Annotated in this window: 24 protein-coding genes; 13 read left to right on the plus strand and 11 right to left on the minus strand. The window is 43.4% G+C overall.

Going from position 1 to position 26,187, the window contains the following annotated elements:
* Positions 1–2: 2 nt before the first annotated feature.
* Complete coding sequence (rapA, locus tag B2248_RS07805) at positions 3–2,852, minus strand: RNA polymerase-associated protein RapA (RefSeq protein WP_273180492.1); 2,850 nt, start codon at positions 2,850–2,852, stop codon at positions 3–5.
* A gap of 207 nt (positions 2,853–3,059) precedes the next feature.
* Here rapA and B2248_RS07810 point away from each other — a divergent pair, with 207 nt between their 5' ends.
* Positions 3,060–3,644, plus strand: coding sequence for a YigZ family protein (locus B2248_RS07810; protein WP_273180494.1), 585 nt, complete (start codon positions 3,060–3,062; stop codon positions 3,642–3,644).
* Here B2248_RS07810 and B2248_RS07815 read toward each other — a convergent pair.
* From B2248_RS07815 to B2248_RS07845, 7 genes are all read right to left on the minus strand, one after another.
* Positions 3,628–4,272, minus strand: a complete 645-nt coding sequence (locus B2248_RS07815) for a class I SAM-dependent methyltransferase (RefSeq protein ID WP_273180496.1) — start codon at positions 4,270–4,272, stop codon at positions 3,628–3,630. The genes B2248_RS07810 and B2248_RS07815 overlap by 17 nt on opposite strands.
* Positions 4,273–4,995: a DUF445 family protein gene (locus B2248_RS07820; protein ID WP_273180498.1), complete on the minus strand. Its 723-nt coding sequence runs from the start codon at positions 4,993–4,995 to the stop codon at positions 4,273–4,275.
* The gene (locus B2248_RS07825; protein ID WP_007145014.1) at positions 4,988–5,272 is read right to left on the minus strand and encodes a hypothetical protein; all 285 of its coding nucleotides are present in this window, start codon (positions 5,270–5,272) and stop codon (positions 4,988–4,990) included. Before B2248_RS07825 ends, B2248_RS07820 begins: the two co-directional genes overlap by 8 nt.
* 18 nt (positions 5,273–5,290) lie before the next feature.
* Entirely contained in the window at positions 5,291–6,583 is a 1,293-nt protein-coding gene (locus B2248_RS07830) for a M18 family aminopeptidase (protein WP_273180499.1), read from the minus strand.
* A gap of 75 nt (positions 6,584–6,658) precedes the next feature.
* Complete coding sequence (locus B2248_RS07835) at positions 6,659–7,114, minus strand: hypothetical protein (protein ID WP_273180500.1); 456 nt, start codon at positions 7,112–7,114, stop codon at positions 6,659–6,661.
* A 43-nt stretch (positions 7,115–7,157) separates the two neighbouring features.
* Positions 7,158–7,586: a hypothetical protein gene (locus B2248_RS07840; RefSeq protein ID WP_273180502.1), complete on the minus strand. Its 429-nt coding sequence runs from the start codon at positions 7,584–7,586 to the stop codon at positions 7,158–7,160.
* A gap of 4 nt (positions 7,587–7,590) precedes the next feature.
* Positions 7,591–8,052 carry a YcgN family cysteine cluster protein gene (locus tag B2248_RS07845; RefSeq protein WP_273180504.1) on the minus strand — a complete coding sequence of 154 codons (462 nt, stop codon included), beginning with the start codon at positions 8,050–8,052 and terminating at the stop codon, positions 7,591–7,593.
* On the opposite strand from B2248_RS07845, the gene B2248_RS07850 reads away from it, so the two are divergent.
* The 3 genes from B2248_RS07850 to B2248_RS07860 all read left to right on the plus strand — a co-directional run bounded on the left by B2248_RS07850 (position 8,051) and on the right by B2248_RS07860 (position 11,447).
* Positions 8,051–8,530 carry a DUF6231 family protein gene (locus tag B2248_RS07850; protein WP_245752884.1) on the plus strand — a complete coding sequence of 160 codons (480 nt, stop codon included), beginning with the start codon at positions 8,051–8,053 and terminating at the stop codon, positions 8,528–8,530. The genes B2248_RS07845 and B2248_RS07850 overlap by 2 nt on opposite strands.
* A 66-nt stretch (positions 8,531–8,596) precedes the next feature.
* Positions 8,597–10,684: a polyphosphate kinase 1 gene (ppk1, locus tag B2248_RS07855; RefSeq protein WP_273180506.1), complete on the plus strand. Its 2,088-nt coding sequence runs from the start codon at positions 8,597–8,599 to the stop codon at positions 10,682–10,684.
* A 7-nt stretch (positions 10,685–10,691) separates the two neighbouring features.
* The gene (locus B2248_RS07860; RefSeq protein ID WP_007145007.1) at positions 10,692–11,447 is read left to right on the plus strand and encodes a ParA family protein; all 756 of its coding nucleotides are present in this window, start codon (positions 10,692–10,694) and stop codon (positions 11,445–11,447) included.
* A 2-nt stretch (positions 11,448–11,449) separates the two neighbouring features.
* Here B2248_RS07860 and rlmKL read toward each other — a convergent pair whose 3' ends face one another.
* A complete protein-coding gene (rlmKL, locus tag B2248_RS07865; RefSeq protein ID WP_273180508.1) occupies positions 11,450–13,654 on the minus strand; it encodes a bifunctional 23S rRNA (guanine(2069)-N(7))-methyltransferase RlmK/23S rRNA (guanine(2445)-N(2))-methyltransferase RlmL in 2,205 nt (734 codons plus the stop codon).
* A 49-nt stretch (positions 13,655–13,703) separates the two neighbouring features.
* Here rlmKL and yhbY point away from each other — a divergent pair, with 49 nt between their 5' ends.
* The 5 genes from yhbY (at position 13,704) to hrpA (ending at position 20,030) form a co-directional block, all read left to right on the plus strand.
* On the plus strand, positions 13,704–13,997 hold the full coding sequence (gene yhbY, locus B2248_RS07870) for a ribosome assembly RNA-binding protein YhbY (protein WP_007145005.1): 294 nt from the start codon (positions 13,704–13,706) through the stop codon (positions 13,995–13,997).
* A gap of 4 nt (positions 13,998–14,001) precedes the next feature.
* Positions 14,002–14,592 carry a nitroreductase family protein gene (locus tag B2248_RS07875; protein WP_273180509.1) on the plus strand — a complete coding sequence of 197 codons (591 nt, stop codon included), beginning with the start codon at positions 14,002–14,004 and terminating at the stop codon, positions 14,590–14,592.
* A 28-nt stretch (positions 14,593–14,620) separates the two neighbouring features.
* The gene (locus B2248_RS07880) at positions 14,621–15,088 is read left to right on the plus strand and encodes a pentapeptide repeat-containing protein (RefSeq protein WP_192807085.1); all 468 of its coding nucleotides are present in this window, start codon (positions 14,621–14,623) and stop codon (positions 15,086–15,088) included.
* A 77-nt stretch (positions 15,089–15,165) separates the two neighbouring features.
* Positions 15,166–16,113 carry a DUF481 domain-containing protein gene (locus tag B2248_RS07885; protein ID WP_007145002.1) on the plus strand — a complete coding sequence of 316 codons (948 nt, stop codon included), beginning with the start codon at positions 15,166–15,168 and terminating at the stop codon, positions 16,111–16,113.
* Between the two features lie 74 nt (positions 16,114–16,187).
* The gene (gene hrpA, locus B2248_RS07890) at positions 16,188–20,030 is read left to right on the plus strand and encodes an ATP-dependent RNA helicase HrpA (RefSeq protein ID WP_414673477.1); all 3,843 of its coding nucleotides are present in this window, start codon (positions 16,188–16,190) and stop codon (positions 20,028–20,030) included.
* Between the two features lie 7 nt (positions 20,031–20,037).
* Here the strand turns inward: hrpA and B2248_RS07895 are convergent, their stop codons facing one another.
* Positions 20,038–22,254, minus strand: coding sequence for a putative bifunctional diguanylate cyclase/phosphodiesterase (locus tag B2248_RS07895; protein WP_273180513.1), 2,217 nt, complete (start codon positions 22,252–22,254; stop codon positions 20,038–20,040).
* A gap of 617 nt (positions 22,255–22,871) precedes the next feature.
* Between B2248_RS07895 and B2248_RS07900 the strand changes: the two genes are divergently transcribed.
* From B2248_RS07900 to B2248_RS07915, 4 genes are all read left to right on the plus strand, one after another.
* Complete coding sequence (locus tag B2248_RS07900; RefSeq protein ID WP_007144999.1) at positions 22,872–23,264, plus strand: c-type cytochrome; 393 nt, start codon at positions 22,872–22,874, stop codon at positions 23,262–23,264.
* A 78-nt stretch (positions 23,265–23,342) separates the two neighbouring features.
* Positions 23,343–23,633 carry a PepSY domain-containing protein gene (locus B2248_RS07905; protein ID WP_007144998.1) on the plus strand — a complete coding sequence of 97 codons (291 nt, stop codon included), beginning with the start codon at positions 23,343–23,345 and terminating at the stop codon, positions 23,631–23,633.
* A gap of 6 nt (positions 23,634–23,639) precedes the next feature.
* On the plus strand, positions 23,640–24,323 hold the full coding sequence (locus B2248_RS07910; RefSeq protein WP_007144997.1) for a response regulator transcription factor: 684 nt from the start codon (positions 23,640–23,642) through the stop codon (positions 24,321–24,323).
* Complete coding sequence (locus tag B2248_RS07915) at positions 24,310–25,662, plus strand: ATP-binding protein (RefSeq protein WP_286722692.1); 1,353 nt, start codon at positions 24,310–24,312, stop codon at positions 25,660–25,662. Before B2248_RS07910 ends, B2248_RS07915 begins: the two co-directional genes overlap by 14 nt.
* On the opposite strand, the gene yjgA is transcribed toward B2248_RS07915, so the two are convergent.
* A complete protein-coding gene (gene yjgA, locus B2248_RS07920; RefSeq protein WP_007144995.1) occupies positions 25,659–26,183 on the minus strand; it encodes a ribosome biogenesis factor YjgA in 525 nt (174 codons plus the stop codon). The genes B2248_RS07915 and yjgA overlap by 4 nt on opposite strands.
* Positions 26,184–26,187 lie beyond the last annotated feature (4 nt).

Consider the following 26,187-nt stretch of genomic DNA (forward strand, 5'->3'; position numbering starts at 1 on the left):
CTTTAGTTATTCGGTTCTGTCACTATAGCAACCCTGATGGCATCCAGTGATAATGAAGCCGACTGGATACCGCTATTCAACTTATCTTGACGTTGTTTCAGGTAATCCAGTTCTTGTGGTCGGATATTTGGATTGACCTTCGCTAGTGCGCTGAGCCGTTGATACTCTTGCTCCAATTCATTGTTCATATTGTCCAGCGCTTCTTGTTTAAGCGTTTTTTCCATATCAACAACCGCTTTTTTGGCTTGCTCCAGCAAGTTTTCCACAGGACTTCGGGCATGACGAATCAGTTCTTGTGCGGTGGCGCGCGGAATACGCCCTGCCATTTTATTAAAATCCTGCTCTTCAAACAGGGTTTGATATTGCCTGCCACGCTCATCAACCACCAGTCTGATATGGCTTTCAGAAATAAAACGCTGAATCTGTAAGTCACGTTCAGACACGGTTCGCATAACAAATATCGCTTCAAGTAACAGGCTGCCAGCTTTCACTTCATCTGTTGCCAGTGTGCAGAAAGCGCTATTACCAAGCTCACTATTTAACACCATATCAATGGCGCCCAGCACCATAGGATGTTCCCAGGTCAGGAATGTCATGTCTTCACGCCCTAAGGCTTTATGACGCTGATAAGTAGCCGTTAAGCCTTCATCTGGCAGCTCTGGAAACTGGGTCTGCATATGAGTGCCAGGCTCGATAATAATACTGTCGCTACTATGCGGCTGTTGATCCACACCAAAGGCATCAAACACATCATCCATAAAGCCCGCCAATTCAAGTGAACGTGACAGCGACTCGACTTCGCCGACCACATATTCGGCATGGGATTCATTATAAGAATGGCGTTCCAGTAAACGGTGACGACCCGACTGTAATTCTGCCAGGGTTTGCTCAGTCACTTTTTGTGTTTGTTTTATTAAACTGTCTAATGCTTTGTTGTTTGCAGGTTCTGCCATTGCGGCTTGCAACTGTTGTTTGGTTTCTCCGGCAATACGTTGCCCTGCTGCCAAAACCTGTTCAAACGCATTCATACCGTCGTGATACCAATACAATAATACAGACTGAGCTGTACCTGCATAGTAAGGCACATGAATATGCACATCATGATGCTGACCAATACGGTCTAGACGGCCGATCCGCTGCTCCAGTAAGTCCGGATTTACTGGTAAATCAAATAACACCAGATGATGCGAGAACTGGAAGTTACGCCCTTCACTGCCAATTTCAGAACAGACAAGACATTGAGCGCCTTCTTCATCATCAGCAAAATAAGCCGCTGCACGATCACGATTCACCAGACTTAAATCTTCATGGAATACAGCTGAACGTATGCCTTGATTAATATTGAGATAGTTCTCAAGTTGCTGTGCAGTGTCGGCTTGCGCGCAAATAATCAAAATCTTGTCATCACGGTGCGCTTTTAAGAAATCGACCAGCCAGCTCACACGGCTATCATTTTTTAACCAATCAGCCTCTGTAAAATGCTGCTCTGGCAAAATAATATGGCTCACATCTTCACCGACCAACGCATCAGGAAGTGACAATTCATACTGATGAAGAATACGGTTGGGGAAACCTTTCACTACATCACGCGTATTGCGATACAACACCCTACCGGTACCGTGTCTGTCGAGCAATTGTTGAATCGCATCCACTTTAGCGACTGTAAACTGGTCTTCTGAGCTTAATTGCTGAAATAACAGCTCATCAATGTAGTCCTTAAGCTGCGACTGCTGTGCTGCTGATAATTGTGCCCAGGTTTCAGCCGCATCAAGCTGTTCAATTAATTCGCTGACCGGTTGATAAGCGGCTTCCTGTTTCACGAAGTCATCAAAATCAAAGAACTTGTCTGAGTCTAATAAACGCAGACGCGCAAAATGGCTTTCGATGCCTAATTGCTCCGGCGTCGCAGTTAATAACAATAAAGCAGGAATTTGTGCGGCCAGCGTTTCTATCAGTTGATAACCTTCGCTTGACTGTTCAGGTGACCACGCCAGATGATGGGCTTCATCAACAATTAGCATATCCCACTGGGCTGCCAGCATATCCACTTGCATTTGTGGATTGGCTAATAAATCGTTCAAACCACACAGAACAAATTGTGCACTGTAAAAAGGATTACCTTCATCCAGCTCTTGCAGTGCTTCATGGCGATCATGATCAATCAACGTGAATGTCAGATTAAAGCGGCGTAACATTTCAACCAGCCATTGATGCAATAAGGCATCAGGCACCACAATAAGCGCGCGCCTGACCTGACCCGATAACACTTGTTTATGCAGAATCAAACCCGCTTCGATGGTTTTACCTAAGCCCACTTCATCGGCTAATAACACCCTCGGCGCGAAACGCTGTGCCACTTGCTGAGCGATATAGAGTTGATGAGGTAAAAGCTGAACACGTCCACCCAATAAACCATAAACAGGTGACTTCACCAGTTCATGTTGATAATTGAGTGTTTTAGCACGTAATTCAAACTGACTGTTTTTATCGACCTGCCCGGCAAAAAAGCGGTCCTGCGGTTGATTAAAGTGCACACGGCTATCCAGATCCATTTCGTGGATACTGATCGGTTCACCCGCCTCTGTATCACCTTGATAGATATAACAACCATTAAAAGGCTGCACGGCACTAATCACAAAACTCACGTCTTCACGGGTGCTGACCTTGTCACCTTCAGAATAGATAACCCGACTTAATGGCGCATTATCGGCAGCATAAAAACGACTTTCTGCTGCGGCAGGAAAAAATACTTCAATACGACGTCCGCTGCTTTCCTGAATAATACCCAGACCCAGCTCTGCTTCACTGTTACTGACCCAGCGCTGGCCTACGATAAATGCACTATCTGACAATGTGGTTTGCTCCGTAATTTCATAATTTTTTATTCAACACCTCGCCGGTAAGCTGTTATGCGACGATAGAATCAAATCATCCTATCCAATCAGCCTGACGCTGAGCTATACACTAAGCTCAGCAAGTCGCCTTACAGCCGCGACAAAAATGTTGTTAGGCACAGTATGGTAAATTGTTGGCTTATTTTTTCCTATAGCCGAGTGTTCATGGCCACAGAATTTTACACCGTAGAAACCACGACTGAAGTGGAATATGAAATAAAAAAATCACGATTTATTGGCGTTATCATGCCCTGCCAGAGTGAAGATGACGCTCTTCGTAAATTAGGTCAGCTAGCCCGACAACATCCTCAAGCAAATCATCTCGCTTTTGCCTGGCGTATTCGCCAACCGGAAGGTTTTTTGACCGAACGTTTTCATGATGCAGGTGAACCGTCCGGCACCGCAGGTCGTCCGATACTGGCGCCATTAGAAGGACAGGATCTGATTAATACCGTGATTGGTGTGATCCGTTATTTTGGTGGTATCAAACTCGGTACCGGCGGTCTTACCCGAGCTTATGGTGCAGCCGCAAAACAAGCGATTGCCGAAGCAAATATTGTTAAATGGGTAGAAATGGCACAAATGACATTAGAGATTGATTACGCTCAGCTTCAGTTGCTGGAATATCAACTCAAACAGCTACGCGGGGAAATCATTGAGCAGAATTTTACTGATAAAGTCGTCGTCACCCTGGTGTTACCCGCCATACATCAGCAGGCTATCCGCCAACAATTTATAGCGAGCTATTAGCTTGGAAATGTATTAAGCGACCTTCAATCATTGCTTTATTAAATCTATATTTATCAGCAATATAGCTGACAGCATTACGATGATACATGAAGACATGTGTCGGGTCGTTTTTATAATTCCAGCGATGAAAATCGATACCTTCATGGTAGATTTCTGTCATACAGAACAGTCGACCACCAGGCTTCAACAGATTTCTTAACTGAGCAAAGCTTTGTGCAGGATAATGAAAATGTTCAATGACTTCACAACTGCAAATATAGTCATATCGCTGCTCTAAAAGTGCATCATCATTAAAAAATAAAGGGTCATAGGCGGCAATAGCAAAACCCGATTGCTGCAGTACATGAGTAATGACCGGGGCATGACCGGCACCGAAATCCAACCCCAGTTGGTGAGGTTGAAACAATTGCTGAACAAGCTCGGTAATCGGGGCAACAAATCGCTGAAAGCGGCTATCTTCCACATCATTCAAATGTTCCAGATAACGCCGTTGTTCTGCTTCACGATCCGGCCATAAAGCCGGATCCATGAAAATGCCATAACAAAACTGACATTGATGATATAAACGTTTTTTGAACTGATAAAACACACCGGCCTGATGCTGGCACAGCGGACAAAGAACACTCATCTATACAGGTAAGAAGCTGGTAATAAAACCAATCAAACCACCAAATACCCCACCCCAGACAACTAACCAGCCTAAATGGGTACGAATCATGTCCTGAACTATGTTTTTCACCATTTGTGGTGTCAGTTCTTCCAGTCGTGATTCCACAATATGTTCAATTTGCAGATGAATATCATCAAAGACGTTGTGGCTGTTTAACTTAGACCGGACGCTTTGCTGAAATGAATCACTATGAGCGATATCATCCAGCGAGCGTGTCATCTTTTTAATAAAAGGCTCACGCAGCGGCTCTAAAGCAGACTTGCCACCAAACATCGATAACATACTGCCAAAAGACGACTCCATAATTGTAGTGACAAGGCTATCGTAGACGGGCGCTAAGTCGGTATTTTCAATCACATCGGAGAAATCCAGCGGATGTTGAGAATTATCTGACACTAATTCAGCCAGAAACCGATCGACATTGTCTTTACTGAAAAATTGCTGCATCACCAGCTTATGGATACCCGCTTTAAACTCTTCAAAGCGTTCAACAATCACGCCAGAACCATATAGTCCTGGGACTTTCTCAAACAGCATATGAATGGCAATCCAGTTAGTCAGACTGCCAGCCAAAGCAAACAAACCTGTGGCCAGAATGGCCTTTGAGGCTTGAGAATCAACAAATAAACCGGTGGCTACAAAGGTGGCAGCCACCAGATGGGTAATTAAACTCTTATTCATCGGTCCATTTAGTTAATGCGTTGATAATCTGCGATGCTTGATCACGGCTGGAAATATTAAATTTCGAGCGTTGGCTATACTCGCCATTACGCTTCTGGTATCGACGAATGGTGTATTTATCTGGACCAAACTCGCCTGTTTTGCGATCTAAATCCTGATAACGGAACATTACCGTTGCCCACGCACCTTTGGTTAAGATGACTTTATCTAACTCTTTAACCGTCATGGTCTCGCCTTCATGATATTCAACGGTTAATTCGTCTACTGTTTCAGCCATAGAATAAAAACTCCTAGATTATTTTTGATTAAAGTAGGCGGTCAGCACTTTACAGAGCATCACCGCATCCTGACTACCTGCTAGTTCGCGTATCGAATGCATGGCAAATGTGGGCAAGCCAATATCGATTGTTTTAACGCCAATATGAGAAGACGTGATGGGGCCAATCGTGCTGCCACAGGCCATATCTGTTCTGACCACAAAATCCTGCACTGGCACATTATGCTGCTGGCATAATTGCCTGAATATGGCGCTGGTTTGACTGCTGGTGGCATAACGCTGATTAGCATTGGTCTTAATGACCGGTCCTTTGTTTAATAAGGGACCGTGTTCAGCATCATGTCTGTCGGCGTAATTCGGATGTATTGCATGGGCGTTATCAGCCGATATCATCATTGATTGTTCCACCATGCGCTGATAGGCTTCATTGTTGATGGCCAGACGTTGCAGTACTGACTGCAAAAATGTGCCTTGCGCACCGGAAACAGATTGACTGCCCACTTCTTCATGGTCATTGCACACCAGTAAGGCAGGTCGTGTTTTATCGGCAGCCAGTAAGGCCTGCAAACCGATATAACAGCTCAGCAAATTATCCAGTCTGGCACTACTAATAAAATCAGCAGATAAACCAATCACTGCGGCTTTTTGGGTGTCATAAAAACACATTTCATAGTCCAGCACCCGGCCAATATTGATATCTAGATACTGTTGCCGACATTGTTGTTCCAATAAAGCGCGGAAATCCAGGCTATCGCCATCATCGACTTGAGCCAGAATCGGTGGTAAATGCAATTGCGGATTAATATTACGGTTCTGATTCACTTCACGATCCAGGTGAATCGCTAAGCTTGGGATCGTCGCAATCGCCTCTTTAAAATCAATAATGACCTGTTCAATCTGCCCTTGCGCATTCTCATAACTCACTCTGCCAGCCAGAGATAAGTCACGATCAAACCACGGATTTAATAAAGCACCACCATAAACTTCAACACCAAGTTGCAATAAGGTCTGTTTTACCTTTTCCGGTTTGGGTTTCACTTTCAGGCAAGGGCTATCAGTATGTGCGCCGACCATGCGTATGCCACTGCTGACTAATTCCTGTCCGTTTAGGGTAAACGCAATGATAGATGCCTGACGAATAACAAAATACTGACCAGCGTCTAATTCACCCCAGCTGTCAGCTTCATGAAGCTGAGTAAAACCATTGTCTTCCAGTAATGTCTGCATGGATGCAACCGCATGATACGGTGTTGGTGAAGCATCGAGAAAATCACATAAACCTGGATTAAAATCACTTGGAGTATATTTCATAGTCAGCGTCATATTATTTGGAAGAGGTTAAAGTTGGCTTATGATACCGATTTTCAAGTTGGCTTGTTACTGATGTTAATCTTCTAAGATCTGGCCACGGTAGATTCGTAATGGCTTTTTCACTTTTTCACGTGGCTTATTTGACTCAGTTGAGGTTTCAGTCTCCTCAATTTCAACACCACGGTAAATGCGTTTTTTACTTGCTGATACGGGTTTAGCAGCCTCGCTGCTGCGCTCCTCAAATGACACATTTAAAAACTGAAATATGTCGGTGTCATCATCAAGAAAGCTGCGTCCGGCTAATGGCATTCGGAGATTAGGTTTAAAAGAATAACGCTCAATATCCAAATTAAACCAGTGTTTTAATACTTGTTCGCCACGCAGAGATCCGTGTGATAAAGCGACGACCCGGCCACTTTCCAGCAGAATATGACAGGCCCGGTTTTCTGTTGTTGTAATAAAGACCGTTCCTGTCTGGCCTGCTTGAGACAGCGTGTAAATTTCTTTAAGAACGTCCGTATTATCTATCATCAATTATCAGGCAATGGCTCAGGCTTATTTGTTAATAGTTAGATTACAACAGCTCGTCATCATCTTTCACTTTTTTTCTTGGCCGTTTAGATAAGCCGCCATGTAAACGACAACGATCAGCCAATGCACCGATGCCCCAGCCTTCCGGAGGCCTGATAGCGACTGAGCGTTTACAACGCTTCCCCCCCGTAAGACGAGCGCCGCATTCAGGGCGGTAGCGTTTCACTTTTTCCCAACCTTCCAGCGTTTGAGAGGCTTTGCGTATCACTTTCACTTCGCGCGGTGACAGTTGACTCTGATCAACCGGATGGGTTTTTTGATCCGTTTGCCGCCACCAATAACGCACAACTGGTACAGGAAGACCAAATCGTCGAGCCAAGTCATCAGGTTTACGGTAAACTTCCATCTCAAGAAGCAATATAGCGGCTTGTTCTAATCTGGCTGTAAACTCTCGGCTCTCTTGTGGTGTCATTTAACTATTCAGCCTCATAGCTCAGCGAAATAATGGCTTCAGTCAACTCTTCTATTTCATCTTCCGGCTGGGCAATGCCACGAACAGAAATCCCTGCTCGATGAACGCTATCAGGATCACCGGTAATCAGTGGATGCCATTCAGGTAAATCTTCACCTTCAGCCAGTAAGCGATAAGCACAGGTGGCGGGCAGCCAGTCAAAATAGTGCGCATTTTCGATGCTTAATTGAATGCAGTCTGGCACCACGGCTTGACGATTATCATAGTCTTTGCAGCGACAACTATGGATATCTAATAAAGAACAAGCGGCTTTGGTGTAATACATCCGTCCATCATCTTCATCTTCCAGTTTGTGAAGACAGCAGCGTCCACAGCCATCACACAGGCTTTCCCATTCATCGTGTGTCATCTGGCTGAGTCGTTTGTGTTTCCAGAATTCAGTAGATGTTTTATGCTGCTTAGTCATGACAGATTCTATCGCCCTATCCAGCTTGCTTACCCCTCTCATCAGGCAGTTCAATCCTAAAACGATTTTAACAGCCGGAGAGACAGCAGCAAGTTGTCTGCAAACCGATAATGATACTAGATTGCTGCATCTGACGACACCGTTTAAACAGCAACAACTCCAGCATATCGAACCAGTAGATTTAGCTGTTATCAGTCACTTAACTGAGTCTGTCGATAAATCGGCAGCGCAAGCCTGGCTTGGTACGATCAAGAATCAATATGCGCCTCATGTTATTCTCATCAGTCATACTGAACTGGCGGCGAAAAACGACTGGCAATTTACCGACTATCTGGCAATGGGGTTTAAGCATATTGCTGGTACAGAGGAAGGCTTGCGCATTTTTAGCTATGCGATAGAAAACTATCAGCCTAAACGTGATTGGCTGAATAGCCGGTTCTGGGCAAACCCCGAAATGTACGACAAATACCGATGGTAATTCATCGCATTGTCATAAAACTGCATTATTATAAAAAAATCTGTGTAAAACGATCTGAAAGGCACTATGACTGAAGAAAACGCTTTAGATTTAAATAACCCGGCTCTATACATTAACCGTGAATTAAGTTTGCTTGAATTCAACTGGCGCGTTTTGCAGCAAGCGCTTGATCCTAATGTGCCTTTGCTGGAACGTCTCAACTATTTATGTATCTCCAGCACCAATCTGGATGAATTTTTTGAAGTACGTGTTGCCGGTCTGATTCAGCAGATCGAAATTGGTGATCCTTACATTGAATCCGATCAGATCACCGCACAGGAATGTTTGAAATTAATTAACCAGCGTGCGCATGAACTGGTTGAAGAACAGTACCGTGTTTTGAATGACGTGTTATTACCTGAGTTAGATCAGGAATCTATCCAGGTTTTACCACGTGCACAATGGACAGATGAGCACAATGCCTGGCTGAAAGACTATTTCCAGGAAGAAATTTTGCCTATCCTCAGCCCCATGGGGTTGGACTCGGCGCATCCTTTCCCACGTTTACTTAATAAAAGTTTGAACTTTATTGTGTCTCTGGTCGGCAAAGATGCCTTTGGTCGTGACCGTGGTTACGCCATATTACAAGCCCCTCGTGCGCTTCCACGTGTTATTCAGCTTCCAGCTGAAATGGTTGCTGAAGGTGAGTACAAATTTGTATTCCTGTCATCCATTATCCATGCCTTTGCTGAAGACCTTTTCTTTGGCATGAAAATAAAAGGTTGTTTCCAATTCCGGGTAACACGCAACAGCGATCTGGCCATTGATACCGAAGAAACCAGTGATTTACTTGCCACCATTGCAGACGAACTAACACAACGTAACTACGGTGACGAAGTGCGTTTGGAAATTGCACATAACTGTCCTGAAGATATGGTTGAGTTTCTGCGTAATGAATGTGCGATGGAACGTGACAACGTTTATCTGGTAAATGGCCCAGTTAACCTGAGCCGTATTCAAACTGTCTGTTCTCTGGTGGATAGACCGGATTTAAAATTCAGACCATTCACTCAAGGTCGCCCGAGCGGTTTAAGTCTGGATGTCGATATTTTTGATGCTCTGCGTAAGCAAGATATGCTGTTGCACCACCCTTATCAGTCATTCACGCCAATTATTGACATGATTCGTCAGGCAGCGGCTGACAGTAGTGTCCTAGCTATAAAACAAACCTTATATCGTACCGGAGCTAAATCACCGATTGTTGATGCCTTAGTTACGGCTGCTCAGGCAGGTAAAGAAGTAACCGTGGTGGTGGAGCTGCGTGCACGCTTTGATGAAGAAGCTAACGTCGCATTAGCATCACGACTGCAGGAAGCGGGTGCCCATGTGGTATATGGCATTGTCGGTTATAAAACCCATGCGAAAATGCTGCTTATCCTCCGCCGTGAAAATGGCAAGCTACGTCGTTACGTTCACCTGGGTACAGGTAACTATCACCGCAGTACATCGCGTATTTATACCGACTACGGTCTACTGACTTCTGATAAACAAATAGGCGAAGACGTTAACAATCTGTTCATTCAGTTAACCAGCCTCGGTAAAATTCCTCAGATGCATAAATTGCTGCATGCACCATTCACTTTGCATGAAGGCTTGCTGGCAAAAATCGAAAAAGAAATTGATTCAGCAAAAGCAGGCAAACCAGCCCGAATCATCGTTAAAGTGAATGCTGTTGTTGAACAGGAAATGATTCAGGCGTTTTATCGCGCCTCAATGGCTGGCGTTAAAGTCGATCTGATTGTCCGTGGCATTTGTTGTCTGAAACCAGGAGTTGAAGGCCTGTCTGAGAATATTCAGGTCAGAAGTATTATCGGTCGTTTTCTCGAACACACTCGTGTTTTCTACTTTGAAAACCAGGGTTCACCTGAAATCTGGGCTGGTAGTGCAGACTTAATGAAACGGAATTTATTACGTCGTGTTGAAACCTGTTTCCCGATTGAATCGAAAAAATTACGCACCCGTATTATGGAAGATTTAGAACTCTATCTGACTGATAACACACAGGCATGGATTCTAAATGCTGATGGTCGTTATCACCGTGTCGACAAGGAAGAGTCAGCGCCCCAAATTTCGGCACAAACTGCCTTGCTGGAACAAATGGCGAAATCGTTTTAGATTTACTATGGAAACCATTGCTTTTTTTAATTTAAAAGGCGGCGTCGGTAAAACGACGTCCGCCGTTAATATTGCCTGGCATGCCGCCAATGAGGGAATTCCGACTCTGATATGGGACTTGGATCCTCAAGGCGCGTCCAGCTGGTTATTTAATACCACTGCAAAATCAGAAACAAAACCAAAAAAATTATTAACTGGCAAAACCCCTATCGGCGATTTAGTCAGAAGCACAGAATTTGAGAATCTGGATATTATTCCAGCTGATTTTTCCTTCCGTCATTTGGATCACCAACTCAGTGAACAAAGTGATCAAGGTAAACAGAATCTGATTGCTAAGCTGGTTGAGCCATTCAGTGAAAATTATGCGTTGATGATTTTGGATTGCCCACCGAGCTTTTCTTTACTCACAGAACAAATTTTCGCCACTGCCGACTCGTTATTTCTGCCATTGATTCCAACGCATCTGTCTCTGCGAACATTTGAGCAGACTCGTGACTTTTTTAAAGAACATAAATTAAAGCCAAAACGTCTGCATGCCTTTTTTAATATGGTCGACAGACGCAGAAGCATGCATCGTGTCATGCTTGCTCATCCGCCCAAGATGCTGAAAAATGGTTTAAAAACAGCGATTCCTTACGCAGCAATCGTCGAAAGAATGGGTGATTATCGCCAACCTCTCCCTGCCTTTGATAAACAATCGACCGTTAGTCAGGCTTATGCCGAATTATGGCGTGAAATTAAACAGACATTGTCTGATTTTTAATATCACGCTCTCGGCTTAATTCGCCAACAACGGTGAATTTTTTTATTTCTCTCAAAATCTCGCGGTATGGTGGCCGTACTGATATCTTCAATTACAAATTGATTTAAAGCGTCGCTATCTAATTCAAAATCACGACGATTTGTGGAGAAAATCAATTCTCCGTCTGATGTCAGTAACGCACCTGCTTGCTTGATCAGCGTGCTGTGATCTCGCTGAATATCAAAGACCCCTTCCATTCGGCTTGAATTAGAAAACGTTGGTGGATCAAGGAAAATTAGGCCGTAACGTTTTTCATCTTCCTGTGCCTGTTCCAGCCACTCAATGCAATTAGCCCGAATATACTGGTGTTGTTCGCCGACAAAACCATTTAGTTTCATATTGTCTTCAGCCCACGCCAAATAGGTATTGGACATATCGACGCTGGTGGTTGATCTTGCCTGACCTGCCGCCGCATAAACACTGGCCGATCCGGTGTATGAGAATAAATTGAGAAAGTTCTTACCTTTGGCTAATTCTCTGACAAGTTGTCTGGTATCACGGTGATCAAGAAATAAACCTGTATCTAAATAATCGGTCAGGTTTACCCAAAAGCGCAGCCCATTTTCACGCACTTCAAAGCGTTGGTTTTTCGCAGCCTGTGCTTCGTATTGTTCTTTACCACGTTGTTTCTTCCTGACTTTTAATGCCACATGGGTGACAGGTACTTCGAATACCTCAGGAATAATCTGCATCGCTTCCTGCAGTCGTTCTACAGCTTTTTCAGGATCAATCTGCTTGGGTGGTGCATATTCCTGAACGTGGATATGGTCATCATAAAGATCAATGGCTAACGCATAATCAGGTAAATCAGCATCATAAACCCGATAACAACTCAATGCCGACTTACGCGCCCACTTCGCCAAGTGTTTTTTATTTTTCTTTAAGCGATTGGCAAACATAGCACCTTGTTCGGTCATTTCAACAGGCGCTTGTTCACGGCTTTCTTCTTCGTCATCGACAAACTGGGTTGGCGATGCTGTAAGTTCGTTTGTACGTACCGGGCGTGGTGCACGATAGAAAAGCACGTCACAGGCGATGGGGCCATTATCAAAAGGCACGGTATCAAATAGCGTCAGGCCAGTAAATTTACCTAATTGCGCATTATCTGTTATCAAAGTCGTGCGCCAGCCTGCGAATGACTCATTAATAATATTGCCGAGGCTTTCGTACAGATAATGTAATTCATCCATACGGCCAATACGTTCACCATAAGGGGGGTTACAGACAAATAAACCGGCTTTTGGTAACTCTGCAGCCAGTCTCGGCCATTCAAGCAAATCGCGTTGGCTAACATGTATGCGATCGCTAAGTCTCGCCTCAGCAATATTATTTTTAGCGGCTTCAACCGCGGACGCATCGGCGTCACCTCCCACAATCACAGGACATCTGGCTAAACCTGATTGTCTTCTGCGCTCAGCATCTGCTTTAAGTTGTTTCCAGATGTCTTTATCGTGCTGTTTCCAAAAACTAAAGCCGTAATAGTCACGTAAAATGCCGGGGGCAATATCAGCAGCCATCATTGCGGCTTCGATAAGAAATGTCCCAGATCCGCACATGGGATCGATTAATGCCCAGCCTTGTCGTGCCAGTTTAGGCCACTCTGCACTCAGTAAGATGGCTGCAGCCAGATGTTCTTTCAGCGGCGCGGCGGTATTACTGACTCGGTAACCACGCTTGTGCAAACTTTCGCCCGATAAATCAATGCTAACCGTGGCTTGATTGTGTTTAAGATAGACATTAATACGCACATCAGGCTGGTAGAGATCAACGGAGGGTCGTTGACCAAAAAGCGTACGAAAACGATCAACAATCGCGTCTTTTACGCGCTGAGCACCGTATTGAGTATGTTTTATCTTTGAACGAAAACTATTGAAGTCAACAGCAATAGTGCTATCAAGCTCATTAATATGGTCTTCCCATGGAAGTGCATTAATCCCTTCGTAAAGCTGTTCCGGAGTTTCTGCTTGCAGGTGAGCAATTGGCAACAACACTCGAATAGCGACACGAGACCACAAACATACTGTGTATGCATCGGCCAACGTGCCTGTAAAACGGATATTTCCCTGATCTTGCTTAGTATTTTTAATACCTAGCTGTTTTAGTTCTTCCGCAAGCAGTGGCAACATACCTCTCGCTGCTGTCACCGTAAACTTGTGTTGTTTAGCCATATTGCCTTCCTGATATAATCAAAACATTTTAATACAGGTGAGCACACTAATGGCAGTTACTGACAAACAAAGACGTTATCTCAAAGGGCTTGCCCATACCCTAAAACCGGTTGTTATGATTGGTAACAGTGGTTTAACTGATTCGGTACTTGCCGAAATTGATAATGCACTGGAACATCACGAGCTGATCAAGGTCCGAGTAAGTGGTCAAGAACGCGCAGATAGAAAGGCCATGTTAGATAAAATTGCTGAAGAAAGTGGCGCAGATTTGGTTCAAGTGATCGGTCATATCGGTGGATTTTATCGGCCATCAAAAAAAGCTTTAATCCAACTACCAAGGTGATTATATGATTCAAAAACCAGCAGACACAGCTCAACCCATAGAAAAAGTAATGGCAGAACGTTGGAGTGGTCGTGCTTATGATCCCACCGTTATGGTGACATCGGAAGAAATCACTGCGCTTTGCGAAGCTGCCCGCTGGTCTCCCTCTTGTTTTGGTGATGAGCCATGGCGCTATCTGGTTTGTGATAAAAATACTGACGAATCTGCTTGGAAAAAAGTGCTTTCTGCACTTGTGCCTGGCAATCAGGAATGGGCAAAAAATGCACCTGTTTTAATAGTTACTGCCTCTGTCCCCAACTTTAGTCAAAATGATAAACCCAATCGTTGGTCTGGTTATGACACGGGTGCAGCCAGCATCAGTCTATGTTTACAAGCTACAGCGATGGGACTGATGAGTCACCAGATGGGGGGATTTGATGACAAAGTGCTACGTGAGTCTTTCAATATTCCTGCTGATATCCACATTTGGTCTGTTATTGCTATCGGACACCAGGCTGCATTAGATAACCTCACTGAAGAACAACTAGAGAGGGAATTGTCCCCTCGTAAACGTCGCCCAGTTGAGCAAGCATTTTTCATGAATAAATGGTCATAAAATAAAAATTACCAGGAGAGAGAAAATGATGAAAAAAATGCTTCTTTTAGTCGGCTTATCAATAATAGCGACAAATGCTTCTGCTTACGACAAAGTGTATCTCGACAGATTACTTAAAACCTTACAGTGTAACTTCTGTAACTTGAGTGAAGCTGATCTGACAGGTCATGATTTGAAAGGCGCTGATATGAGTGAAGCCAACCTCAAAGGCATTAACCTCACTGATGCTAAATTACATGGTGTTTGGTTTACGCATTCCAGAATGCAGGGAGCCATTCTAGAGGGTGCTGATGTAAGTAATGCACTGATGGATTACACAGAATTGGCTGGTGCGAACCTCAGAAAAACAAATTTATCAGGCACTCAGCTTATCTTTGCTGATTTAAGTGATGCAGATTTAACAGGTGCTAGCCTCGAAGGCGCTGAACTTCGTGGAGTCACCTTCTGTAACACCATCATGCCGGACGGTGAAATAAACAACAGTGGATGTCAATAAAATAGGATCTAAGCCATTACTTTCAAGCAGCCTGATTCATGCTGCTTTTTTATGCAGTTATGCGGAGGAATTCGCTAGTGATATATATCAGATATCTACTCTTAGCTATTTTGTTAACACCACTAGTATCTCAAGCAACCCCCAGTAAGATTGAACTTGTTAACGGTGATACGCTGACGGCTGACATCGTCTCCGAAACCGATGACACCTTAAAGCTAAACCACCCGCTACTCGGTGTCATGATTATTCCGCGATCGCGCATTAAAAGTCTGGTCTCATCGACCAATACAGAGCCAACCACTCCGCCGCCACAAGCAAAACCAGAAGTACAGCATGTCGATGCTGATGATGGCTTATTTGGTACAGGTCTTTACACAAACTGGAAACGAAGACTGGATCTGGGACTAGGTGGTACTGCCGGAAAATCCAGTACAAATCAGCTCAATATTGGTTTTAACGCTGATTATGAGTCAAAACAAATGCGTACATCTCACAAGACGGCATTCTTCCGAGCTGAATCTGATCACGAATTGTCAGCACAAAGTTTTTTTACCTCAATGAACCGAGACTGGCTACGCCCTGATTCACCCTGGTTCCAGTTTGCCGGTGGCCGTTTTGACCTGGATAAGTTCAAAGACTGGGATTACCGTACTAACGCCAATGCCGGTTTTGGTTATGAGTTTGTCAATACCGACACATGGTTTTTTGTTGGCAGAAGTGGTTTAGGTTTTAATCGAACTTTTGGTGGCGAACAACAAGATTTCACGCCTGAGGGAATGTTAGGTATTGAAACCAAATGGGATATGAATCAATACCAACACGTAGAGTTCTCTAATACGTATTACCCCAGCCTCAATGATAGAGACTATAGGAATCTCACTTCTTTGGACTGGATTCTTGACTTAAACAGTTTCGTCGGTGTTGCATTGAAACTGGGTGTTACCAATGAATATGACTCTACTGTGCATGACGATACCGATCCCAATGACTTTAAATATACTGTCTCATTAGCCTGGAAGCTGTAGAATACCTCCCTTTTTGCTATAAAATTCTTGTGACTAATTCTGAGCAAAACTTAACGCAACTCATTCAATCCGCAATGCTGACAGACAGATACCGTCTTCAACGTCAGTGGCAGCAATTACAAAAGAATAAGGCAAATACTGAGGCTATTGGTCAGTTTACTCAGCGAGTGCTGAAATCAGTTGAGCGAGCCCAAACCCGTCTCAAGAATATCCCGAAACCAGACTTCAGTGCTGATTTACCCGTTATTGAACGTCGTCATGAAGTGGCGAAAGCCATTCAGGATAATCAGGTGATTATTCTTTGCGGTGAAACCGGTTCAGGAAAAACAACACAACTCCCTAAAATCTGTCTGGAACTGGGCCGTGGTGTCACAGGTTTGATTGGGCATACACAACCCCGTCGTATTGCTGCCAGAACTGTTGCGACACGTATTGCTGAGGAACTGGGCTCAGAGATCGGTCAAACGGTGGGTTATAAAGTCCGCTTTCATGATCATGTCAATGCAGAAAGCAGCTACATCAAATTAATGACCGATGGTATTTTGCTGGCAGAAACACAAAATGACCGCTTTCTGAATCAATACGACACCCTGATTATTGACGAAGCACATGAACGAAGCCTCAATATCGATTTTTTACTAGGTTATATCAAACAGCTGTTACCCAAGCGTCCTGACCTCAAAGTCATTATCACTTCTGCAACCATCGACACCGAGCGTTTCTCCAAACATTTTGATAATGCGCCGGTCATCGAAGTCAGTGGTCGCACCTATCCGGTAGAAGTGCGTTATCGTCCTCTTCTCACCACCGATGAAGACTCACCCGATTACGATATGGTGTCAGGCATCGTTGCTGGCGTGGACGAACTTTGTCGTGAAGGCCCTGGCGATATTCTGATTTTCCTTGCCGGTGAACGCGATATACGTGATGTGTCCGAAGCATTACGCAAGCACCATCCACCGCAAACGGAAATTCTGCCTCTGTTTGCCAGACAGTCAGCCGCCGAGCAAAATCGTGTGTTTAAAACGGGTGGTCAACGACGCATTATTTTGTCTACCAATGTCGCGGAAACATCATTGACCGTGCCCGGCATACGCTATGTGGTTGATCCGGGCAATGCCCGCATCAGTCGCTATAGTGTGCGTAACAAAGTGCAGCGACTGCCAATAGAAAAAATTTCTCAGTCCAGCGCTAATCAGCGTTCAGGTCGCTGTGGTCGAGTTGCGGCGGGTATTTGTATTCGTCTATATGACGAAGATGATTTTAATAATCGTCCGGCCTTTACCGATCCTGAAGTGTTGAGGACCAACCTCGCCTCCGTCATTTTACAGATGTCGGCCCTGAAATTAGGTAATCCGGCGAAATTCCCCTTCATTAATCCACCGCCACAAAAAATGATTAATGATGGTTACCGCCTGTTAGATGAACTCGGTGCTGTTGATAAACAACGCAATATTACTGAGGTGGGTAGACAGCTATCCAAACTTCCGATTGATCCTAAAATTGCCAGAATGTTACTGGCTGGTGCAGAGCAAAACAGTCTCACCGAAGTACTGATTATTGCCAGTGCTTTAAGTATTCAGGATCCACGTGAAAGACCGATGGATAAACAGCAGGCGGCTGATGAGGCACATTCTAAATATAAAGATGAACGTTCTGATTTTATTGCCTTTATTAAGCTATGGAATCATTATCACGATAAGAAAAAACACCTCAGTCAGAATAAGCTGAGAAAGTATTGCAAAGAACAGTTTCTATCATTTTTAAGGTTACGTGAATGGCATGACATTCATCAGCAGTTACATGTTCAACTCGCTGAGCTTGGTCTCAAGTTTAACCAGCAGGAAGCCAGCTATGACAGTATCCATCGTGCGCTGCTTGCTGGTTTGCTGAGTCATGTAGCAACAAAAACCGATAAGTTTGAATATACCGGTGGTCGCAATTTAAAGTTACAAATATTCCCAGGTTCAGCCTTACATAAAAAAGGACCAAAATGGATTATGGCGGCTGAGTTGGTTGAAACCGGTAAGCTCTACGCCAGGATTGTGGCCAAAATAGAACCGGAATGGATTGAACCTATTGCTGGGGACTTAGTTAGACGACAATATTCAGATCCGCACTGGGAGAAAAAGCCTGCCCAAGTTGTTGCTTTCGAATCAGTCTCTCTCAATGGCCTGCCAATTGTCAGCCGTCGCCGTATTCATTACGGCCCTATCGATCCGCCTGTAGCCAATGAGATTTTTATTCGCTCGGCGCTAGTGGAAGGTGACTGGCACTGTCAGGCGAAGTTTTTCCAGCATAACCGTCGTCTGATTGAAGAAATTGAGCTGCTTGAACAAAAATCGCGACGCCGTGACGTACTGGTCGATGACGATACGTTGTTTGATTTTTATCGAAAAAAAGTACCCGATAACATTGTTAACGGTGCCAGTTTCGAGAAATGGCGGAAACAGTCAGAAAAGAAAGATCCCAATTTATTGATGCTCAGCAAAGAAGTGCTTATGCAGCATCAGGCCGAGCAAGTTACTGCGGATCAGTTCCCTGATCAAATATTAATCAACAGAGTCCCGCTGCCGCTTGAGTATCATTTTGAGCCGGGAAAAGCTGAAGACGGCATAACACAAACCATTCCATTATCACTACTGAATCAAACCAGCAGTGAACGTTATGAATGGTTAGTGCCGGGATTATTACGCGAAAAAGTCATTTTCCTGATTAAAGCTTTACCGAAATCATTACGTCGTCATTTTATTCCAGTGCCTCAGTATGCTGATCAATGCATAAAAGCCATGTCGAGTACATCTGGGGCTTTATTACCTGCCCTGAGTGAACAATTACGAAAACTCACTGGCGTTGAAATTGATATGTCAGACTGGCGGACAGAAGAACTACCGCTTTATCTACAAATGAATTTTAAGCTGGTGGATGATCAGGGAGAGTTGCTCGATGAAAGTCGTGATCTGGATAAGCTGAAGGAAAACTGGGCTCGTGAAGCCGCAGCCAGTTTCAGACAAATTCCAGATAGTGACTATGAAAAGAGAGGACTCACGTCATGGTCATTTGATACGTTACCAGAGCAAATCACACTGGAACAGAATGGTTTAGAAGTTACAGCCTATCCGGCGCTTGTCGACAAAAAAGAGTGTGTCGATTTAACCTTGATGGATACAAAAGCGCAGGCTGCAGAACTAACACGTTATGGGCTGCGTCGTCTGTTTATGCTGAACCAGGCTGATGCCGTTAAGTATTTACATAAAAACCTGCCTGACATCAAACAGATGTGCCTGCATTATGCCAATGTGCCGCCTTCACCCTACGCTGATAATAAGCAGACAGATATTAGTCCTTGCGAGCAGCTGAAAAGCGATCTGATTCATGTGGCGTTTGACCGCTGTTTTATTCTTGATCAGCCCACCATCACTGATAAAACAGTATTTGAAAAGCGCATTACAGAAAGAAAAAGTGATCTGATTAACCTGGCTGCCAAACTGGCTCAGAATATTGCCAAACCACTTGCCGAATATCATGCCATTGCCAAACGTTTAACAGGGAATATTCCACTGGCAGCTATCAATTCTGTAAACGATATAAAACAACAACTGGGCTTTCTGATTTATCAAGGCTTTGTTCACGATACGCCAGATGAGGCGTTAAAACGTTTGCCTGTATATTGCCAAGCCGCCGGTATCAGACTGGATCGTTTATTAACCGATCCAAATAAAGACAAACAACGTATGGCTGAAGTCATGCCACATTGGCAAAAGTTTATTAATAAGGTCAATAAAATCGAAACGGTTGATTTTAAAGAGTACCGCTGGATGCTTGAGGAATTTCGTATTTCCGTCTTTGCTCAGGAACTCAAAACGGCCTACCCCATTTCAGCTAAGCGTTTGGAAAAACAATGGCAACAATGCTGATGTGTGCCTAAACCACCCAGGCTTCAGGGCGACCAATGTTATATCCTTGCACAAAATCAACGCCTATATGTTGTAAGCTGATTAGTGTCACATCATCTTCAACAAACTCAGCCACGGTTTTGAGTCCCAACACCTGACCGATGCCATTGATAGAGTTAACAATTTCAAGGTTCACTGAATTTTCCACACAGTCTTTGACAAACATTCCGTCAATCTTGAGAAAGTCAATCGGCAGTTGCTTCAAATAAGCAAATGAAGACAGACCACTACCAAAATCATCCAGTGCAAATAAGCAGCCGACTTTTCTCAGCTCATTAATAAAGTAAAGCGCGCTATGCATATTCGAGATGGCTGCTGTTTCAGTAATTTCGAAACAAATAACGGCACCTGAATCAACTAAATCAGCGGAGATAATTAGCTTGATGATTTTGTCATAAAATCGGGTATCCCCAAGCGATTGACCGGATAAATTGATCCCATATACACCACTGATATCACGCCCGGCTTTTCTCGCCTCTTCCAGACGTGACAACACATGGCTAACTGTCCACATATCAATAGAAGCAGCAAGGTTATACCGCTCTGCTGCGGGCAGAAAATGACCTGGAGGAATAATTGAGCCATCTTCATCCAACATTCTTATCAGTAGTTCACAATGCGGTTTCGTACTGTTTTTCTTATGTGTAGCCACAATAGGCTGGCTGAACAAAACCAGTTTGTTATTACTCAGTGCTTGCTGAATTCTAGATACCCAACGCATTTCGCCACTGCGCTGTACAAGTTCTTCATCGCTGTCACTAAACACATGCAGTCGATCCCTGCCTGATTCTTTTGCTGCGTAACAGGCATTGTCCGCCTGTTTAAAAATCTCAGTCATCGTACTATCGGGTCTGATATTCACCATGCCGATACTGATAGAGGATGTGAACAGCAAATCATTATCAACAAACTCAAACCGTCTAATCTTCTCCATGACACGGTTAAGCTTTTCTTTAGCCTGTTCGGGTGATGTGTCAATTAATACAGCGGCAAACTCATCACCACTTAACCGGGCTAAAATATCAGATGGCTGTAATTCACATTTGATGATATGTGCTATCTGAGTCAGCAGTTTATCCCCTGCTTTATGGCCACAGGTATCATTAATGACCTTAAACTGATCAACATCGATATAGCAAAAGATATGATTTAGGGAATGTGTATCCTGAAGTAGTAACTGTAAGTGCTTCTCAATGGCGAATCTATTCGGAAGTCCGGTCAGAGTGTCATGTAAAGCGAGATGCTGGAGATCTTCAGAAAGTGATTTTTGCTCAGTGATGTCTTGTGCGTGGATAACAAGATAATCGACTTTGTTATTCGTATTTCTGACCGCAGAAACAGTGCCTATTAACCATAGAGGGCGATTATCGCGACTCAAACATCTTTTTGTAATCTGATATTGCTGCAAATCACCGTCAATGAGTCTATAAAAGTCGCGACTAGCCTCATCGCATTCATCTTCATGCAATAGCAGTGACATATTCATACCTTTGAATTCTGTCTTGCTATAAGCGAATAGTTTACAAGCGGCTTTGTTTGCATCCAGTATGATTAAACCTGCCGACATTAGAAATATTGGAAAGCCTGCATTTTCAAAGGTTTGCGTTAGAAAAATCTCTTTCTTTTGTAGTGTTTCAACTAACTGTGTTTGTGATTCATTGACACTAGTCAAGTGACTGATTAAATGTCTATTTTCCTGACGTAACTGCAAACTTTCAATAACACTTGCATGCAAATTTCTGAACAACATCGTGCAGGCGATCATGTAGGTGACAAGTGTTAGCGCTTCTACCCCAAGACCAACATTGAACATCGCCAGAATAACGCAAATAAGCATTGGGTAGACATAAGAGATAAAGCTTAGAAAGCTACTCAGCATTGAGTAAATAGCACCAGAGCATAGGCCGGCAACGACTAATGGAATAATCAGCTGATGATTAAATTGCACTTCGCCATCAAATGCAAAACCCAGACTTCCCCAAGCCAGACCTGAAAGAAATACGCCAGCTGCATATATTTTTTCACAGCGTGAGACAATGTTTGGCTTATTACGATGTTTAGAAAAATATATGTTGAGGTATCTGACTAACAACAGTCGAAGAAGAATAGCCAGAAAGATGACTGTACCCCAAAGATGTAATAACTTTACGTCATTATAGGAGTATAGTGCGATAAGAGTTAACACCAGAATAACGATATTTGTTACACAGGCAATGCCCCCTTGTTGCTACAAAATCCCTACACGCATTTTGTTTATTTCAATTTGCTGAACGCCAGGTTCTACTTCACTTTGGCTAACCGTTTTCAACACGATTCCTGAATTGTAAAAGTTATTTAAATATTTGAACTACATCACACGACGGCACAGTAAAACACACTTTATGAGATATGCCTGTGAGATAGTTCACGAGAATACGAAAAATTGATATCTGAGATTAGACAATTCATTCAGGAGTAGTTCAGTTTCACTTTGCTATGGTTTATCTATTAAATAGATAGGAAGAATCAGCGCTTAGTAAAACGGCTACTTCATTAATATTAATCTCAGTAAATGAATTAAATTTTGACTATTAATGACATTAATTCTGTTTCAAAGCATTGCCGTTAGGGCATTATAAAACATCAATATAATTAAAAATGACCTAAATCATGGCATGCAAGTAAAGCTTAGTGGATCATATTGGTGCTGATGCTTAGCATATAATGAATTGAGAGAGAAATATGCAAAGAAAAATAATCAACCTTCAGGTTAGACGAACCTCTCTAGCAGTGCTGACAATGAAGATTAGCCTAAGATATATCATGGCATCGGTCGCTGTTATATGTTCATTTACTTCTGCACTTTTTATCCCGTTGCCAGTGCTTGCCGATGGAAGACCTTATACAGTCAAACAAAATAATAAAGTAGATTCAGATACGTTTATCGGTTACAAGGTATACAGAACATGGTGCGCTCGTTGTCATGGCACTTTTGGTCAAGGGCTCGCAGCCAGTGACCTTACTAATACATTAAAAAACACGGATCGTGATGATTTCTTTAAGATCGTTGCCAGAGGGAAAAAAGGCCGTATGGGCGAAATGCCAGCCTGGCAGTCAAATGATAATGTAATGAAAAACAGAGACAGAATTTATAGCTACCTGAGAGCCAGAGCAGATGGTGCTCTAGGAGCCGTTACACCCGAGTTAATCGACTAATGCAAGTATTTAAAAAAGGACATTTCAGCCCGCTGAACCCGCTATATTCAAATATCATAGAGATAGTAAGGCACAGCCATGTATAAAGTCATGTTACTGCTATTCGTTGCCAGTTTATGCCTACCTGCCTGGGCAGATGACCACCTCCCCTACGAACAAGAACCAGGTAATAATATAAATGAAATAACGTTACCACTATCGGACCACACTGCAGCAGAACTGGCTAAAGTGGAGACCGGCGGAAAAGTACTTTCTGTAGACGAAGAACACTACGGCAATAAAATTATTTTTCGTGTTAAAGTGCTGCATAACGACGGTAAAGTGAAAATACATCGCTTTGATCGTGACTCTGGCCACTCCGTTCCATGAGGTTGCATGCGCGTACTATTAGTGGAAGATGAAAAGCATCTTCGCGAACAAATTACCCAACAATTAAAGCAGCATAATCTTACTGTCGATGCAGTAGCTGATGGTGATGAAGGTCTGTTTATGGGCTCTGAATATCCTTATGATGTCGCCATTATCGATTTAGGATTGCCTAAACTTTCAGGTATTGAACTTATTCAATCCTTGCGTAAACAAGGTTTTGATTACCCTATCCTGATATTAACCGCCCGTAGTCGTTGGCAGGACAAAGTGGAAGGGCTTGAATCTGGCGCAGATGACTATCTTGTCAAGCCATTTCATTTTGAAGAGTTGATTGCCCGTATTAATGCGCTTAGTCGTCGAGCTTCCGGCTGGTCAAACCCAACACTAAGTTGTGGCCCCATTACACTGAATCCGGCCACACAAGAAGTCACTAAACATGACGAACTTGTTGAATTAACGGCTTATGAATACCGCCTGCTTCATTATTTATTACTGCACGCCGGTGAAGTGATTTCCAAAACAGAACTGACCGACCACATCTATGAACAGGATCAGGATCGTGACAGTAATGTCATTGAAGTATTTGTAAAACGCTTACGTAGTAAACTGGATCCAGACAAACAGCTAAATCCGATAGAGACACTACGTGGTCGTGGTTACAGGCTTAACCTGCCCCGTGAAAGTCATTAATTTTTCTTTATCCAACCGGGTTCTTGTTGCTGTCAGTCTTGTTTTAACTGCGTTTCTTGGACTATCTGCGATCAGTCTTAATAATGCATTTAAAAGCAGCGCGGAGCTGGAACAGAAGAAACGTTTAAAGAACTACGTTTACACGCTGCTTACCGCAGCAGAAATTAATGATAAAGGTGAGTTAAAAATGACTCACGATCTGGCAGAACCTAAATTTTCTATTCCCAATTCCGGCTTGTATGCACAAATAACCAGTAGTGGGAAAATTGTCTGGCAATCCCCGTCCGCCATTGGCCATTTCTTGTCATTACCCTTTCAACCCGGACCATCCAATGAACATTACACCGTGGTGGATGTTGACGGAGGCATGAAATTGCAAAATCTGGCCTTTGGTATTGTCTGGGAAACCGAGACAGGTAAAGAACTGGACTACACCATTAATGTGGCTGAAGACATGTCGACGATAAAAGAGACAACAGCCAGTTTCCAACGTAGTTTATGGTACTGGTTAGGCGGTACGGGTCTCATGCTATTACTTGCACAATGGTTGATATTGAAGTGGAGCTTACGGCCATTACACGATGTTGCTAAGGATCTACATGCAATTGAAACCGGTGAACATCATCGTTTAAATGATGAATATCCACGTGAGCTAAAACAACTCACCAACAATATCAACGCGCTTTTAGATCACGAACAATCACGTCGTCAACGCTACAAAAATTCTCTTGCTGATTTGGCACACAGCCTTAAAACGCCTCTTTCCGTTTTTCGTGGTGAACTGGCCAATAATCATGATTTGCAGAGTCTTAAAAGCACGGGGTATGAACAACTGGACAGGATAAGTACCCTTGTCGATTACCAACTTCAACGTGCCTCTACCGAAGGTAAAAGTAGTTTACTCGCCCCTGTATCACTCGGTGAGATTATCCATAAAATTATCGGAAGTTTAGACAAAGTCTATAAAAACAAGGCTATACGTCATCAATGTGAGATTGAGCGTGATGCCTATATTCATGCTGATGAAGGTGATATGTATGAGCTTTTAGGCAATTTGCTGGAAAATGCATACAAATATTGCAAACATCAGGTGCATGTTATTGCCACAAGCTCAGGAAATATGGTCAAAATCCGTGTAGAAGATGATGGTGCTGGTATTCCGACACGTGCTGAAAGCTACATTATCAAACGCGGACACCGCATTGATACCCAAGCAGAGGGGCAAGGTATCGGCCTTGCCATTGTCAGCGATATTATTATGGCTTACGAAGGTAATATCCACCTTGAACGGGGCCGTTTAGGTGGCGCAAGTTTTATTGTGGAATTACCCCGAATTTAAGCTTGTTGCTGTGATTGTAAGTACTGGAATAATTGTCGTGCTGACTTCGGTGGTTTTTCTTGTTTCGCTTCACGTTGTGCATTTCTGACCAGCTGTCTGACATGCTGAACATCAAAGTCATCAAACTCAGCGATTAATTCAGCATAGACCTCATTTTCACCTGCCAGCAATCTATCTCGCCATTGCTCGATTTGATGAAACTGTTTTACCTGGCCCTGATGCGGCTGTTTTAACTGCTGTAACTTCTGACTTATCGCTTCATGGTCGCTATCAGCTATCAGACCACCGATATACCCAACCTGACGTTTCAAAGCACCTTTACTCATTGATTGTGCGCTGATAATTGCATCATAAAGATCTTCAGATAAGTCTAATTTTTGCAAATCTTTAGCTGACAGCTCTATTAATGAACGACCAAGATCTTTTAACGCATTAAGCTCTTGTTTTACCTGTGTTTTACTTTTTTCAAATTCCCAATCAGCTGGCCACTCTGCATCCTGATCATATTCAAACTCTGACATAAAT

The organism is Methylophaga sp. UBA2012 (assembly GCF_002335235.1).
Lineage (GTDB): Bacteria > Pseudomonadota > Gammaproteobacteria > Nitrosococcales > Methylophagaceae > Methylophaga > Methylophaga thalassica.